Origin of the sequence: Streptomyces sp. NPDC007088 (assembly GCF_042869355.1) — a bacterium.
Classification (GTDB): Bacteria; Actinomycetota; Actinomycetes; order Streptomycetales; family Streptomycetaceae; genus Streptomyces.
Genome location: NZ_JBIAFO010000004.1, coordinates 42902 through 57177 on the forward strand (window position 1 = coordinate 42902; position 14276 = coordinate 57177).

General features: G+C 72.4%; 12 protein-coding genes and 1 pseudogene. 6 read left to right on the forward strand and 7 right to left on the reverse strand.

What is annotated here, in order from left to right; genetic code table 11:
* Nucleotides 1-6 precede the first annotated feature (6 nt).
* Nucleotides 7-993: a sterol desaturase family protein gene (locus ACFYMP_RS08135; protein ID WP_388852409.1), complete on the reverse strand. Its 987-nt coding sequence runs from the start codon at nucleotides 991-993 to the stop codon at nucleotides 7-9.
* 676 nt (nucleotides 994-1669) lie between these two features.
* Between ACFYMP_RS08135 and ACFYMP_RS08140 the strand changes: the two genes are divergently transcribed.
* Complete coding sequence (locus ACFYMP_RS08140) at nucleotides 1670-2050, forward strand: hypothetical protein (RefSeq protein WP_388852412.1); 381 nt, start codon at nucleotides 1670-1672, stop codon at nucleotides 2048-2050.
* Nucleotides 2051-2391: 341 nt separating this feature from the next.
* On the opposite strand, the gene ACFYMP_RS08145 is transcribed toward ACFYMP_RS08140, so the two are convergent.
* The 6 genes from ACFYMP_RS08145 to ACFYMP_RS08170 form a co-directional block, all read right to left on the reverse strand.
* Complete coding sequence (locus ACFYMP_RS08145; RefSeq protein ID WP_388852415.1) at nucleotides 2392-3621, reverse strand: cytochrome P450; 1230 nt, start codon at nucleotides 3619-3621, stop codon at nucleotides 2392-2394.
* The gene (locus ACFYMP_RS08150) at nucleotides 3618-4841 is read right to left on the reverse strand and encodes a cytochrome P450 (RefSeq protein WP_388852418.1); all 1224 of its coding nucleotides are present in this window, start codon (nucleotides 4839-4841) and stop codon (nucleotides 3618-3620) included. Before ACFYMP_RS08150 ends, ACFYMP_RS08145 begins: the two co-directional genes overlap by 4 nt.
* Nucleotides 4838-5548 carry an ATP/GTP-binding protein gene (locus ACFYMP_RS08155; protein WP_388852421.1) on the reverse strand — a complete coding sequence of 237 codons (711 nt, stop codon included), beginning with the start codon at nucleotides 5546-5548 and terminating at the stop codon, nucleotides 4838-4840. Before ACFYMP_RS08155 ends, ACFYMP_RS08150 begins: the two co-directional genes overlap by 4 nt.
* Entirely contained in the window at nucleotides 5529-5885 is a 357-nt protein-coding gene (locus ACFYMP_RS08160; RefSeq protein WP_388852424.1) for a DUF742 domain-containing protein, read from the reverse strand. The genes ACFYMP_RS08155 and ACFYMP_RS08160 overlap by 20 nt, the downstream gene beginning before the upstream one ends.
* Nucleotides 5882-6286 carry a roadblock/LC7 domain-containing protein gene (locus ACFYMP_RS08165; protein WP_388852427.1) on the reverse strand — a complete coding sequence of 135 codons (405 nt, stop codon included), beginning with the start codon at nucleotides 6284-6286 and terminating at the stop codon, nucleotides 5882-5884. Before ACFYMP_RS08165 ends, ACFYMP_RS08160 begins: the two co-directional genes overlap by 4 nt.
* Nucleotides 6287-6383: 97 nt before the next feature.
* Nucleotides 6384-7898: a sensor histidine kinase gene (locus ACFYMP_RS08170; RefSeq protein ID WP_388852430.1), complete on the reverse strand. Its 1515-nt coding sequence runs from the start codon at nucleotides 7896-7898 to the stop codon at nucleotides 6384-6386.
* Between the two features lie 317 nt (nucleotides 7899-8215).
* On the opposite strand from ACFYMP_RS08170, the gene ACFYMP_RS08175 reads away from it, so the two are divergent.
* The 5 genes and pseudogenes from ACFYMP_RS08175 to ACFYMP_RS08195 form a co-directional block, all read left to right on the forward strand.
* The gene (locus tag ACFYMP_RS08175) at nucleotides 8216-9166 is read left to right on the forward strand and encodes an aminoglycoside phosphotransferase family protein (protein WP_388852433.1); all 951 of its coding nucleotides are present in this window, start codon (nucleotides 8216-8218) and stop codon (nucleotides 9164-9166) included.
* A gap of 739 nt (nucleotides 9167-9905) precedes the next feature.
* On the forward strand, nucleotides 9906-10868 hold the full coding sequence (locus ACFYMP_RS08180; protein WP_388852436.1) for a quinone oxidoreductase family protein: 963 nt from the start codon (nucleotides 9906-9908) through the stop codon (nucleotides 10866-10868).
* Between the two features lie 90 nt (nucleotides 10869-10958).
* A complete protein-coding gene (locus tag ACFYMP_RS08185) occupies nucleotides 10959-11555 on the forward strand; it encodes a TetR/AcrR family transcriptional regulator (RefSeq protein WP_388852439.1) in 597 nt (198 codons plus the stop codon).
* A gap of 323 nt (nucleotides 11556-11878) precedes the next feature.
* The gene (gene abc-f / locus ACFYMP_RS08190; protein WP_388852442.1) at nucleotides 11879-13513 is read left to right on the forward strand and encodes a ribosomal protection-like ABC-F family protein; all 1635 of its coding nucleotides are present in this window, start codon (nucleotides 11879-11881) and stop codon (nucleotides 13511-13513) included.
* Between the two features lie 135 nt (nucleotides 13514-13648).
* Nucleotides 13649-14048: pseudogene (locus ACFYMP_RS08195) on the forward strand (ATP-binding cassette domain-containing protein); the annotation flags it as partial.
* Nucleotides 14049-14276 lie beyond the last annotated feature (228 nt).

Genomic DNA, 14276 nt, shown 5'->3' on the forward strand with positions numbered 1-14276 from the left:
GCCGGTTCAGGTGGTCCCGTGCCCGCCGCGCTTCGCGCTGCGCCAGGGATGGAGGAGACTCGCGAGAAACTCGCCGGTCTCGGGGAACGACGTGGGATCACTGAGCCCGACCGCCTCGGGTGCCCGCCCCGGTCGCCAGGTGAAGCTCCCGAAGAGGTGGTCCCAGCAGGACAGGTCGGAGCCGTAGTGGCCCGCTTCGGACAGGTCGGTGCTGTGGTGCAGGCGGTGCTGTTCCGGGCTGGCCAGCAGGTGGTTGAGGCGGCCGATGCGCACATCGATGTTGGCGTGCACGAAGTAGCCCTGGGCCGCCACGAACAACCCCGCGGCGAGCACCGACTCGCGGGAGAACGCCACGAGTACCAGGACGAGTTGGACCAGTCCCTGCGCGAGGACGATGTCGAGGACGTGGTTGACGCCGTTGTTGGCGACGTTGACCTTCTGCGGGACGTGGTGCACGCCGTGCAGCCGCCACAGCAGCGGGTTGGTGTGCCCCAGGCGGTGCACCGCGTAGCTGACGAGTGATCCGCTCAGCAGTGCCGCCGGGATCTCCGCCCCCAGCGGCAGCACCGGCTCCTTCGGGGACAGCAGCCCGACCCCACTGGTCACCAGGAACTGCGCGAAGGCGCTGCCGACCATGGTCATGAGGAAGTAGGCGCCGTACCAGCGCCACTCCCGCCGGCTGGGGTGCCATCGCGGCTCGTACGGGATGAGCCGTTCGAGGGCGGTCAGGTAGAGGAGCGTGCCCACCAGGAACAGCGGACTGACCCGGCTGGGTTCCCAGTGCCGCACCAGAGCGCCCGCCGCCACCGCAACGGTGACGGCGAGGAGCAAGGGGTAGGCCGCGACGCGGAGCAGCTCCCTGAGGAACGCGGCACCGGATTTCCGCACCGGGCCCTGCCGGTCGGCGAGACCCCCGGGCGTTCCGGTCTTTCCGGCCGCTTCGGCTTCGCCGGATGCGCCGATGCCCTCACCTTTACGTTTGTTTTCGCGCATCCGTGCAGCTCCTTAAATGCGGGCAACGGCGCAGGGGAGAATGTGTGGATCGACACGGAATTCCCGCGGGGGACACCTGACCGGCTCGGGCCGGTGGGAATGTGGGGAGACGTGGAAAACGGCGGCGGATCGGCCGTCCGAGACGCGGGGGGATGGGTGTTCGTACCTCGACGACCGAATCCGTATTCACACGGAGCCGCGCCGACTCGGTTGATTCTTTTCCTGTGACGACGGCTTCAATCCTCGCCGTCGGCCTGGATCTGCACTCTTTCGGGGAGGATCGCAAACTTCCTCGACACCAGTGAACCGGAAGTCGAGCCGCTCAGGAATACGAAGCGGCACCACCGTCGCCAATGTGAGTTAATTAGTATTCTTATCACCCTTGGGGGGCTTCTCCTGGTCACCGCGGCCCGCAACAGGACACGGCCGTCACGGCCGAGGAGCCGGGGATGTTCTCGCGACAGGCCGAGCCGTGGGGCACACCACTCACCCGATGCCGGCCGAACCGTCCGCCGCACACGGACTGAACCTTTTTCGCGGTCAATTCGTTGAGGCCGCGAGTGCTTGTGCCGCGCCCGGCACGAGGCGATGATCCCCACAGTCCAGCGCTGCGGCTCCCGACGGCATACATATCGCCGTCACCGACTCGGAAAAACGAACGGACTGGCGAAGACCCATGAACGCAATCAGAAAGCTCGTGGCCGGCACGGGCGCGGCGACGGTGGCGGGCACGCTCGCGCTCTCCCTGGCGCCCGCGGCCTCCGCGGCCCCGCAGGACCGGTATCTGCAATTCTGTGCGAACGCCTACCTGTCGGGCCCCTGCCAGTGGTTCGGCGGCAGTGGCGTCCCGACGATCCGGGACATGCTCAAGGACCTGGGCGGTCCGTACGACTTCCAGGACGCGATTTCGTCCATGCAGAACTACAGCGGCCAGACCGCCTGCGTGTGGACCGACAACGGGTTCAAGGGAATCCAGGGCGTGTTCCAGGACAACTACACCTGGAACACCCTCAGTTATCCCTACGACAATTCGATCTCTTCGATGAAGGGATGTTGAGCGCGTGAGCGCCTGAGCGGCCGGCGGAAGCCCCTCCCCCGGACCGCCCCGCCGGTACGGGGGCGGTCCGGGGCCCGCGGTCCCTCCGGTCGCTTCGTCTCCGGCCCGGGGCCGGAGTCCGCGCAGGCCGCTCGACACACGAGGCGCCGCCCACACGTGCCGGCCGGACCGGCCGCCTGGTGAGCCGCGGCGGGGGCAGGGGCAGGGGCAGGGCCCCCGAACGGGCCGAGGACGGCCGGCGGTTCCGGCGGGCACGGACGACGCCCGGCCGGACGCCGGTCGTGGTCCGCGCCGCCCGGCGCCTGCCGCGATCGACGGCCGACGGGCGCCGCCCGGCCCGGTCAGTCCTTCGTCAGGCGCACCGGCAGCTCGTAGAGGTCCTTCTGTGTGACCACGGGCTTGTGCCGCAGCTCGGACGGTGCGACCGCCAGGTCGAGGGAGGGGAAGCGCTCGTACAGCGCGGGCAGCGCCACCCCCGCCTCCAGTCGCGAGAGCGCCGCACCGGGGCAGACGTGCGGGCCGTGGCCGAAGGAGATGTGCCGGGTCTTCGAGGACCGGTTGATGTCGAACTCCCCCGCGGTGGGGCCGTGCGCGCCCTCGTCCCGTCCGATGGCGCTGTAGGACACGATGAGCGCGTCACCCGCGGGCAGCACCCGGTCGCCCACCGGTATGTCCTGCGTGGCGAAGCGGATCAGGACGTGCGAGGTGGGTGTGGAGAAGCGCAGGGTCTCCTCGACGACAGCGGACCAGTCCGCCTCCCCGGCCAGGACCTGGGCGCGCTGTTCGGGGTGGGCGGCGAGGTTGACCACGGCGTTGACGATGAGGGAGATCGTCGTCTCGTGGCCGGCGGCCACCATCAGCTGGAGGGTCGAGACGATCTCGGCGTCGGTGAGCCGGTCCTCGCCGTCACTGGCGGCGATGAGCGCGCTGGTGAGGTCGTCGCCGGGAGTGACACGCTTCTCGGCCACCGTCCGGGTCATCATCTCGGCGAGTTCGGTGAGTGTGGCGAGAACCTCCTGCGGCGGGGTCTGGGTCGAGAAGAACTTCTCGAACAGCACCTTGAGCCGGGGCAGCAGCGCCTCGTCGATGCCCATGAGGTCGGCGATCACGTACATCGGCAACGGGTAGGCGAAGGCGGCCTTCAGGTCGACCACGTCGGTGCCCTCGGGCAGCCGGTCCAGCAGCCCGTGTGTCAGCTCGGTGATCCGCTCCCGCATGCGCTCCACCCGGCGGGGGGTCAGCGCCTGGGCGACCAGGGTGCGCAGCCGCCGGTGGTCGGCACCGTCCACGGTGAGCATGGAGCGGCCCGGGTTGGCCAGTCCGATGAGCGGCCAGTCGGCGGGGATCTCGCCGCGCTGCCAGGCACCCCACGCGTTGATGTCCTTGACCACGCGCGGATCGGTGAGCAGTTGGCGGGCCTCGGCGTGGTGCGTGACCGCCCACACGGGTACGCCGCCGGGCAGCTCGACCGGGACGAGGGGGCCCGCCGCGATGAGCCGTTCGGTCTCGGCGTCCAGGTCGGTGACGAAGGGGTCGAGCGGGATTCTCGCCTGCTCCTGGTCGATGGTCATTGCGGCGTACCTCCACGGGGCGGGATCGGGGTGAACTGCACGGGCAGCTCCGTCAGACCGCGCAGCCAGGGCGAGGGCCGACGGGTCAGCGAGGCGGCGGGGGCCGCGAGGTCGATGTCGGGCAGCCGGTCGAGGACCACCTCGATACCGGTACGGGCGATGACCTCGGCGATCTCCTGCGCGGGGAAGGGGCAGCGGTGCTCACCGTGGCCGAAGGAGAAGTGGGCGTTGTTGCCGCCGGTGAGCGCGGAGCCGTGGGTACGTATCTGCGGGTCGTCGTTGGCCCCCTGGAGCCCGAGCAGGACGAGGTCCCCGGCGCGCAGGGCCCGGCCGCCGAGGCGGACGTCGCGGGTGGCCCAGCGGCCGGCGACGTTCTGGGTGGGCGTGTCCTCCCACAGCACCTCGTTCATGGCGGCGGCCACGCTGTCGCGTCCGCCGAACAGGGAGGCCGCGAACCGGTCGTCGGTCAGCATGAGCCGCAGGGAGTTGCCGATCCAGTCGGCGGTGGGCTGGTGGCCCGCCGCCAGCATGACCATGAGGTCCTGGGCGATCTCCTCGTGGGTGAAGCCGCCCTCGGCCGCGAGCATCCGGGAGGCCACGTCGTCGGCGGGCGCGGCGGCGCGTTCGGCGAGCAGCCGGGCCATCGACACGCCCAGGTGGCGCTGCCCGGCGATCGCGCGTTCCTGGCCGTCGATCATGTCGTTGAGCGCGGTGACCAGGGCGGGGCCCTCCTCCTCGGAGAAACCGTAGAGCCGGGCCAGTACCCGTACCGGCAGCAGCATGGCGTACTGGGCGATGAGGTCGGCCGCTCCCCTGCCGCAGACCGCGTCGAGGAGTTCGTCCGCGAAACGCTCGGCCAGGGCGCGCAGTTCGTGGGCGCTGACGGCCTCCAGGGCGTCGCTGATCATGGCGGCGCGTACGCGGTGGCGCTCGCCCACGGTGTACAGGATCGACGGCTGCTTGCGGCCGATCATGGGCAGCAGCGGCCAGTCGTCGGGCAGCGTGTCCCACTGGTTCCACAGGTCGGAGTCGCGGCTGAAGGTCACCGGGTCGCCGGTGACCTGATGCAGTTCGCGGTAGCCGACGACCAGCCAGGCCGGGACGTCGCCGTCGAGCAGGACGGGCACGACGGAGCCGTGGTCCTGCCGCATACGCCGGTACAGTTCGGCGGGCTCGCGCTGGAAGCCGGCTCCGCTCAGGGGCACGGGGTCGGTGTTCACCGGGGCAGCTCCTCCAGATGGCCGGTCCGGCCGGTGCGGGGCGAGAGTCCGGGGGCCTCCCGGGCGGCTTCGGTGCCGGGCGGCTCACTCGGGTACGAGAGGTCGGACCGTTCGCGCAGGTGGTCCCGGAGGTGCTCGACGAGTCCGATCAGTACCTGTTTGCTGGATTCGCGGGAGCGTGCGTCGCAGCTCAGCAGGGGCACGCGCGGGTCGAGGTCGAGGGCGGCGCGGACCTCGGCGGGGGTGTGGGCGGGCCCGCCGAAGTCGTTGCAGGCCACGACGAAGGGCGTGCCGTGGTGTTCCAGGCGGTCGATGGCGTACCAGGACTCGTCGATGCGGCGGGTGTCGACGAGGACGACGGCGCCGAGCGTGCCGGAGAACAGGCGGTCCCACAGGAACCAGAAGCGTTCCTGTCCGGGCGCGCCGAACAGGTAGAGGACGTTGTGTTCGTCGAGGGTGATGCGGCCGAAGTCGAAGGCGACGGTGGTCGCGACCTTGTCGCGCACCCCGCTAACGTCGTCGACCGACTCTCCGGCCCTTGTCATCGTCTCCTCGGTGTTGAGCGGCCGGATCTCGCTCACCGAACGGACCATGGTCGTCTTGCCGACGCCGAAACCGCCCACGACGACGATCTTGAGACCGTTGTCGGCGGAGGCACCCAGGGGGGTGCGGGGCGGGGTGGGGGCGTCAGAGATTGCGGAGTCCAACGAGCACCTGTTCCAGGAGGTTCGGGTCAAGGAGACCGGCGGGCGTGGCCGTGCGCGGGTGCCGGGCACTGACGCGGCCTTGGTCGAGGAGGTCGGTGAGCAGCACCCGGGTGATGCTCACCGGCAGTCGCAGTTCGGCGGCCAGTTCGACGACGGCGACCGGGCGTTCGGCCAGCCGCAGGATCGTGACCAGCTCCGACTGCATGCCCGGCACCGGTTCGGACTCGGCGACCACGAGCGTCACGAGGTCGAACGGGGAGCCGTGGCCGCTGCGGCTGCGTCCTCCGGTGAGGGTGTAGAGCCGGTCGGGTGCGTCGTCGCGCCCCGGGCGCCTCATGACGAACGAGGATCGGCGCGCAGGTGCTCGCCGAGTTGCTCCACGAGTTCGTTCATGTGGTGTCCCACGAGCCCCGCGTCGGCCTCCTCGGTCGCGACCACGGCGAGGTGCGCGCCCTCACCGGCCTCCACGATGAACAGCACCCCGCCGTAGAACTCGGCCATCGCCGAGCGGACGCCGCCGGTGCCGTCGCCGAATTCGACGGAGGCGCCGTGCGAGAGGGACTGGATGCCGGCGGCGATCGCGGCGAGCTGGTCGGCCTGGTCGACCGAGAGTTCCGGGGTACGGCACAGCTTGAGCCCGTCCCGGGACAGGACGAGGGCGTGGCGGGCGCCGGGGGTGCGCTCCAGCAGTCCCTCAATGAGCCAGGACAGCTGGTCGTCGGTGGTGGTGCCGGTCATCTGGTGGAGTGCCTTCCGGGGTGTGGGCGATCGGGGGCCGGGAGTGGCGGGCCAGGGGGAGGGACTGCGGGCGGGTCGGTGGTGCGGTACGTCGGTCCTAGGTGGCGTCGTGGCCGGGCTCGGGGGATCTGGGCCGCCCGGCGGTGTCGGTGGGCGCCGGGGCGGTGGGGTGGTCGCCGCGTACGGCCGCGCGGAAGCTGCTGAACCGGTTGGCTCTGGCGGCCGGGTCCTTGGTGGCCGGACCGGGACGGGCGGCCGTGGTCTCCTGCGCCCTGGCCCGTTCGGCCGCGGCGAAGGTGCGGCCCCGGCGGCGGCGCGGCAGTCCACCGGCGGCGCCCGCGGCCGGTGCGGCGGGCTCGCCGGGCTCCGCCGCGGCGGCCGTGCGGGCGGTGGCGTTGTCGTCCGCGTCCTCTTCCCGTGCCGGGGCCTCCGTCTGCGGGGTCCGGACCGCGCCGTCGTGCCGTTCGGGCACCGCGGGCGCCCCGACGGGCGGCTGAGCGGGTGTCGCCGTGGCGAGGATCTCTCTCGGTACGAGGACGAGGACCCCGGTGCCTCCGCGGGCGGAGGGCCGGAACGAGACCTTCAGGCCGTGTTTGAGCGCGAGCCGTCCGACGACCGCGAGACCGAGCCGGGTGCCGCTGAGACCGCCGAGCCCGCCGACGTCACCGGCCACGGCGCGCTCGGCCCGGCGCAGCTGGACCTCGCCCATGACGAGACCGCTGTCCTCGATGGAGACGAGGACGCCCGCTGGCACCTCCTCCACGTAGACGTGCACCTCGGAGGTAGGCGGGGAGAAGTTCGCCGCGTTGTCCAGGAGTTCGGCCAGGACGTGCATGACGCCCTCGGCCGCGTGCCCGGCCACGGCCGAGTCGCTGAGGGAGTGGAGCCGGACCCGCTGGTAGCCGCTGATGCGCCCCATCGCACCGCGCAGCACCGACTCCATGCCGATGGGCCTGGCCCAGCGGCGGCCCGAGCGCGCGCCCGCGAGGACGGCGACGGAGTCGGCCAGGCGGCCTGCCTGAGCCGTACGGTGGTCGAGGTGGAGGAGGTCGGCGAGGACTTCCTCGTCCCCGTGTTTCTCCTCCATCCCGCGCAGGTCGGCGAGCATGCCGCTGGCCAGGGCCTGCATGCGGGCGGCGGCGTTGGCGGTGGCGGCGAGGGCGGCGGCCCGCTCGGTGACGGCCTGCCGGGCGGTCTCGGCCAGCCGCGTGTTCTCGCCGGTGAGGCGGGCGAGTTCGGCGGCGCCACGGCGCCCGGCGCTCTCGGCCTTTGCCGAGATCCGTTCGGTCTCGCGCGCCGCCTCCTGCCGCAACCGCTGCTCCTGAGCGCCCAGTTCCGCGCGCAGGCGCTCGTTCTCGACGCGGGACTCCTCGGCGCGGAGGCGGGAGGCGCGGCCGCGCAGCAGCGCGTGGCGCGCCACGCAGACGGCGGTGATCAGCAGGACGGCTCCCACTCCGGAGCACCACAGGACCGCGGGACGTGCGGTCGCCGGGGCGGCAGCGGCGGCCGCGACCACGGCGAGTACGGCCACCAGGGTCACGGGCGCCGCGACGATCAACATGTCGCGGGAGACGGGTCGTTCACGCGAGGAGGTGAGCGTGGGGGCAGTCATGGCGGGAAGTCCTCGGTCGCGACAAGAGGGGCGGTCCAGTGCGAAGCTTGCACTTTGCTCTCAAGTTCCGACAATCAAGTCCGGGTTGAGTACACAAAGAAGTTCGATCATGCGTCTTTTCGAAAGACTAACGTGTAGTCAGCCGTGCTGTCCGCCCGATGCGCCTTACACATGATCAGCAAGGCCGCGGGAGTCCTCCTGCCGGCGGCGAACGCGCGCCCCCGGCACCGACGGCCGATCAGACGGCGGGCGAAGGCGACGCGGACCTGTCCCGCCCTTCGGCCACCCCACGGGCCCACTGCGCGTAGGGTGCCGGGATGATCAGGACACCGGAGGCGTTCGCGCTCGCCACCGTCGGGCGCGAGGGAGCGGCCGGCTCCGCCTGGCTCACCGAACTTCCGTTCCTGGTAGACGAGTTGCTGGAGCGCTGGCGCTGCGTGCCGGACGGTGAGGTGACGCACGGCGGCGTGGGACTCGTGGTCCCGGTCCGGCGGAGAGCGGCCGGGGAGCCCGCCGTACTGAAGGTGTCCTTCCCCCATCCCGGCAACGTCCACGAACCCGACGCCTTCGCCGTGTGGAGCGGCCGGGGAGCCGTTCTGCTGCACGAGAGGGACGACACGCGCTTCGCCATGCTCCTGGAGTGGGCGCGGTCCTCGACCCTCGCCGAGGTCGGGGACCACGACGAGGTGATGTCGGCCGCGGGGCGCATCAGTCGCCGACTGGCCGTCGCGGCCCCGCCGGGGCTGCCCAGGCTCCGGGAGCGCGCCGGGGAGTGGGAACGGGAGCTGCGCGCGGACGCCGAGGAGTTGCCGCACGCGTTGTCCTCCCGGGCGGTGGGCGCGGCGCTCGCGACGGTCCGCGAACTCGGCCGCGAGCAACCGGACCTGATGGTTCACGGCGATGTGCACGCGCGGAACATCCTGCGGGCCGACCGTGAGCCGTGGCTGGCCGTGGACCCGAAGGGGTACGCGGGTGATCCCGCCTACGACTGCGGGACCCTGCTCAAGGCGCGGGCCCTGGCGTTCCTGGACCTGGAGAAGGACGATCTGGGGCGGGCCGTCCGCCGCGCCCTGGACGTCTTCACCGAGTCGGCCGGGGTCGATCGTGAACGTGCCCGGCGCTGGGCGCAGTTGCACGCCGTCCAGGCGTCCTTCCACGCCCGTCGGCACGGGTTCCGCCTGGCGCGCGGCGGACCGCTGCTCGACCGGATCATCGCCTTCGCCGACAGCCTGGCCACCTCGCTCGCCGAACGCGGCCCGGGGCGGTGACCTGAGCCGGACGCGCCGCGTTCCGGGAGGGGCTCCGTGCCGGAGCGAGGACGCAGACCGCCGCAGGCTCCGGAGCGAGGACGCGGACCGCCGCAGGCTCAGAAGGACGGCGGGACGCGTCCGGCCGGGCACCGGCTCCGTCGTAGCCCCTCCGGTTCGGGTCCCGGACGCGGGACCCCACGTCACGCCCCAGGCGTACGCGCCGAGAGCCGCCGCGCCCGCCATGACCACCACGGCTGCCGTGCTCGCTTGACCGCCACCAGCGCACGGCCCGTGGCCTCCGGCCACCGCCGTCCACTCCCCCGCTCCCGGCCTCCCGGCCGCACAGCCGGCACCGGGCCCGCAACCGCAACCGCCCCGCCGTCACGAACGGCGTCGCTCACGGTGCCCGGTCCGACGCCTGGACGAGGGAGCCGTCCCCACCCCCCGTCCATCGGCGAAGTGCCGGGGCCGACCGGCCGGGGAAGCGCTCGGCCGGTCAGGCCCGCCGACGCGAAAGCCCCCACCACCGGGCCGGACCGCCCCTGACGTCGCCGCGACAACGCTCCCCTGGCCGCCGGCCACTCTCCGTAACGCCCCCTCGCGCCGGGCAGGCCCCTCCTGCGCTTCGGGCCACTGCGCCACCTCTTCCTTGGACTCGCGGGTCCATTTTCTCTTCCCTACCGTGCACATCACGGCTCAACGCCAGGCGGACCGAAGCCGGGCCCGAGCGAGCCGAAGTCCCGGAAAGGCGTCTCCCATGCACGCGATCCACATCACCCGTCACGGCGGCCCCGAGGTCATGACCTGGACCGAGTTCCCCGATCCCACGCCGGGCCCCGGGGAGGTCCTCGTGCGGCTCGCGGTCGCCGGGGTGAACTACATGGACGTGGGCGCCCGCAAGGTGGGCGGCCCCGGCTGGGCCGCGCCGACCGCTCTCGGCGTCGAGGGCACGGGACGGGTGACCGCCCTCGGCCCCGACGTGGACGGTCTGGACGTCGGCGACCGGGTGGCCTGGTTCTACCACCCGGGCAGCTACGCCGATCTGCTCGCCCTCCCCGCGCGCTCCGTGGTGCGGGTGCCCGACGACGTTCCGGACGAGACCGCGGCCGCCGTCATGATGCAGGGCCTGACGGCGCATCACTTCACCACCGAGACCTACGCGGTGCGGCCCGGGGACACCGCGGTGGTGCACGCGGCGGCCGGCGGCGTGGGGCTCACGCTGACGCAGATGATCAAGGCGCGGGGCGGGCACGTGATCGGTCTGGTCTCACGCGAGGAGAAGGTGGCGGTCGCCGAGGAGGCGGGCGCCGATCACGTCCTGGTCTCCTCGGGCGGCGGCTTCGAGGACCGGGTGCGGGAGCTGACCGGCGGCGAGGGCGCGCACGTCGTGTACGACGGCGGCGGCTCCGCGACCTTCCGTTCCTCGCAGCTCGCCCTGCGTCCGCACGGGGTGCACGCCTACTACGGCCCCTTCATGGGCGTCCCGTCCTTCGCGGTGACCGATCTGCCGAACAGCATCCTGTTGTCGTACCCCGTGGTGCAGCACCACGTGCCCACCAGGGAGGCGCTGGTCGCGCGGACCGGGGAGGTCTTCGATCTGGTGCGCGAGGGACGGCTCGTACCGCGCGTGGGAGGCCGCTACCCGCTCGCGGACGCGGCACGGGCGCACGCCGACATCGAGTCCCGCGCGACCACCGGCAAGCTGCTGCTGGTTCCGTGAGCCGTAGCCGCTGATCTTGTGCGGTCCCGCGGCACACACTCCGCACGCGGCACACTTCACTGGAGGGCTCGTGCGACCGAGGAGGACCACATGACGTTGACCCGCAAGGGCACGGCGACCAGACAGCGCATCGTCGAGGGGGCCGCGGCGGAGATGCGCGAGAACGGGACGTTCACCGTGCGACTGGAGGACGTCATGGACCGCACGGCGACCAGTAAGAGTCAGCTCTTCCACTACTTCCCCGACGGAAAGGAGCAGTTGCTCCTGGAGGTCGCGCGTCTTGAGGCGGACCGGGTGCTCAGCGACCAGCAGCCGGAGCTGGGCGCGCTCACCTCCTGGCCGGCGTGGCAGGCCTGGCGGGACAAGGTGGTGGCCCGCTACCGCGCTCAGGGCCTGAACTGTCCGCTCAACACCGCGATGGCGCAGCTGAGCAGGGCGACCCCCGGGGTACGCGCCGTCGTCGGTGCCCTGACCGGACAGTGGCAGGGCCAGCTCGCTCGCGGCATCCGGCACATGCAGTCCGTCGGCGAGGTGGACCGGGCGCTGGACGCCGACCGCTGCGCCGCCGCCCTCCTGGCCGGCGTCCAGGGCGGGGTCCTGCTGTTCCTCTCCACCGGCAGCCTCACCCACCTGGAGGCAGCCCTGGACGAGGGCATCGCGCACCTCCGGACGCGGGTGCGCGCGTAGGGCGCGCGGACAGGCCGCCCGGCGGGCCGGCGCCCCGCCGCCGTGCGTCCGGACGCACACCGCGGGCACCCGTCACGGAGGGCGACCACCAGGAGCGCGGGACTGGTAACTGGTAGGCTTTTGGCGACCTTCATCGTCTGTTGAGGAGACCGGACATGGTGGGTGACGACGACATCTCCGGGTGATACCCGGATGTGACCGGCCACCGGCGCGCGTGCAGTGACAGCACCGCCGCCCGTGGCCACGTAGTCGTTCCCTTTCCGCCTGTCTGTTGAGGGCACTCGTGGATCGCTGGTGCCCTCAGTACCCCTGAGGTTGTCTTCATGTCCGACGCCGCTGTCGTCTGCTCGAACCTTTCCTTCTCCTGGCCCGACGACACACCTGTCTTCGAGGACCTGTCCTTCACCGTGGCCGACGGCCGTACGGGGCTCGTCGCGCCCAACGGCTCCGGCAAGAGCACCCTGCTCAGGCTGATCGCCGGTGAACTGCGGCCCACCGCCGGCTCCGTGTCGGTGGCCGGCGCACTCGGCTACCTTCCGCAGAGCCTCCCGCTGACCGCGGACCTCACCGTCGCCGAGGTGCTGGGGGTCGCCGAGGTGATCCGCGCCCTGGACGCCGTCGAGTCCGGGGACGTCGGCGAGGAGCACTTCGCGACCATCGGTGACGACTGGGACGTCGAGGAGCGCACCCGCGCCCAGCTGGACCGCCTGGGTCTGGCCAAAGTCGCGCTCGACCGGAGCCTGGGGACGCTCAGCGGTGGCCAGGTCGTCTCGCTCGGCCTCGCCGCCCAGTTGCTGAAACAGCCCGACATCCTGCTCCTGGACGAACCGACCAACAACCTCGACGCCGACGCCCGCCACCGGCTCTACGCCGTGCTGGACGACTGGAAGGGCTCTCTGCTCCTGGTCAGCCACGACCGCGCCCTGCTGGACCGCGTGGAACGTGTCGCGGAGCTCGACCGGGGCGAACTGCGCCTGTACGGCGGCGATTTCACCGCCTACCAGGAGGCGGTGCGGGCCGGGCAGGAGGTGGCCGAGAAGAACGTCCGCAACGCGGAGCAGGAGCTGAAGCGGGAGAAGCGGGAGATGCAGCAGGCCCGGGAGCGGGCCGAGCGCCGCGCGAGCAACGCCGCCCGCAACCTGAAGAGCGCCGGTCTGCCGCGTATCTTCGCCGGGAACATGAAGCGGGGCGCCCAGGAGTCCGCGGGCCGCGCGGGCCAGACGCACTCCTCCCGGGTCGGCGAGGCGAAGGCCCGGCTGGACGAGGCCGGCCGGGCGGTGCGTGACGAACAGCGCCTCACCCTCGACCTCCCGGAGACCGACGTACCCGCGGGACGCAACCTGTTCCTCGGCGAGGGTCTCCAGGCCCGGCACGCCGGGCGCCCGCAGTTCCGCGAGGGGGGTGTCGGCCTGACGATCCGCGGCCCCGAGCGCATCGCGCTGACCGGGCCCAACGGCTCCGGCAAGACCACGTTGCTGCGCCTGATCACCGGCGACCTGCCCGCGGACAGCGGGGAGATCAAGCGGGCCGACGGGCGCCTCGCCTACCTCTCCCAGCGCCTCGACCTCCTGGATCCGGACCGTACGGTGGCCGAGAACTTCGCGGCCTTCGCTCCACAGCGGCCGGAGGCGGAGCGGCTGAACCTGCTCGCGCGGTTCCTCTTCCGGGGTGCGCGCGCCCACCTCCCCGTGGGCGTCCTGTCCGGCGGGGAGCGGCTGCGGGCCACTCTGGCCTGCGTCCTGTGCGCCGAACCGGCCCCCCATCTACTGCTCCTGGACGAGCCGACCAACAACCTGGACCTGATCAGCGCCGGTCAGCTGGAGAGCGCCCTGGGGTCGTACCGGGGGGCGTTCCTCGTCGTCAGCCACGACGAACGGTTCCTCGCCAGGATCGGGGTCGACCGGTGGCTGCGGCTGGCCGACGGAGGGCTGGAGGAGACGGGGGCGCCCGAGGTGTGATCCGCCGGCGGGTGCCCTGGCCCGCGTCGAGGCTCGTAGCCCGGCGGGCCCAGAACCGATCACGCCGGACGGACCGTTCACCATGTCCCAGCCCGCTGCCCTGCTCGCCCGCGATTCGTCCGCACGCTCGGGGACCGCCGGGTCTGGGACGCCGACCGGCGGGCCGCGATCACGCTGGAGGGGCTCGGCCTCGGGACTCTGGAGCCGGGGCGCGCGCTGGGCTCGCTGTCAGGCGGCCGGCGCGGCCGTCTGGCGCTGGCGGCGCTGCTGGTCCGGCGGCCCGCGGCGCTCCTGCTGGACGAGCCGACCAACCACCTCGACGACGGCGCCGCCGCCTTCGTGGAGGAACAGGTGCGCGCCCTGCGCGGGGTCGTGGTGGTGGCCAGCCACGACCGGGCCTTCCTCGACGCGGCGTGCACCGATCTCGTCGATCTCGATCCGGCCGTGGACGGACCGGTGCGCTTCGGCGGTGCCTACAGCGCGTACCTGGCGCACAAGCGTGCGGAGCGGGAGCGCTGGGAGCGGCGCTGGGCAGGACGCGGTAGGAGAGGAGGAGGCGACCCGAGGAGCCGCCTCAGGCACGGAGTGACGGCCGCCCGCGGTGGCGCGTCGCTCCCGGGCGAGTACGTCGACAGCACGCCCCCTCCTTCACCGTCGCCCCCGCGAGGCGTCCGCCATACTGAGCGCGGCGACGGTTCGGTGCGCGCGTCGGTCACACGAGGCCCCCACGAGCGTGCGCGTCACCGTTCGGTTCGGTGACGGA

Bases quoted from the DNA above. Each gene is read 5' to 3' on its own strand.
- ACFYMP_RS08145 (WP_388852415.1), bottom strand. From the start codon at position 3,621: ATGACCATCGACCAGGAGCAGGCGAGAATCCCGCTCGACCCCTTCGTC.
- ACFYMP_RS08180 (WP_388852436.1), top strand. From the start codon at position 9,906: ATGCACGCGATCCACATCACCCGTCACGGCGGCCCCGAGGTCATGACC.
- ACFYMP_RS08135 (WP_388852409.1), bottom strand. From the start codon at position 993: ATGCGCGAAAACAAACGTAAAGGTGAGGGCATCGGCGCATCCGGCGAA.
- ACFYMP_RS08170 (WP_388852430.1), bottom strand. From the start codon at position 7,898: ATGACTGCCCCCACGCTCACCTCCTCGCGTGAACGACCCGTCTCCCGC.
- ACFYMP_RS08140 (WP_388852412.1), top strand. From the start codon at position 1,670: ATGAACGCAATCAGAAAGCTCGTGGCCGGCACGGGCGCGGCGACGGTG.
- ACFYMP_RS08175 (WP_388852433.1), top strand. From the start codon at position 8,216: ATGATCAGGACACCGGAGGCGTTCGCGCTCGCCACCGTCGGGCGCGAG.
- ACFYMP_RS08160 (WP_388852424.1), bottom strand. From the start codon at position 5,885: ATGAGGCGCCCGGGGCGCGACGACGCACCCGACCGGCTCTACACCCTC.
- ACFYMP_RS08185 (WP_388852439.1), top strand. From the start codon at position 10,959: ATGACGTTGACCCGCAAGGGCACGGCGACCAGACAGCGCATCGTCGAG.
- abc-f (WP_388852442.1), top strand. From the start codon at position 11,879: ATGTCCGACGCCGCTGTCGTCTGCTCGAACCTTTCCTTCTCCTGGCCC.
- ACFYMP_RS08165 (WP_388852427.1), bottom strand. From the start codon at position 6,286: ATGACCGGCACCACCACCGACGACCAGCTGTCCTGGCTCATTGAGGGA.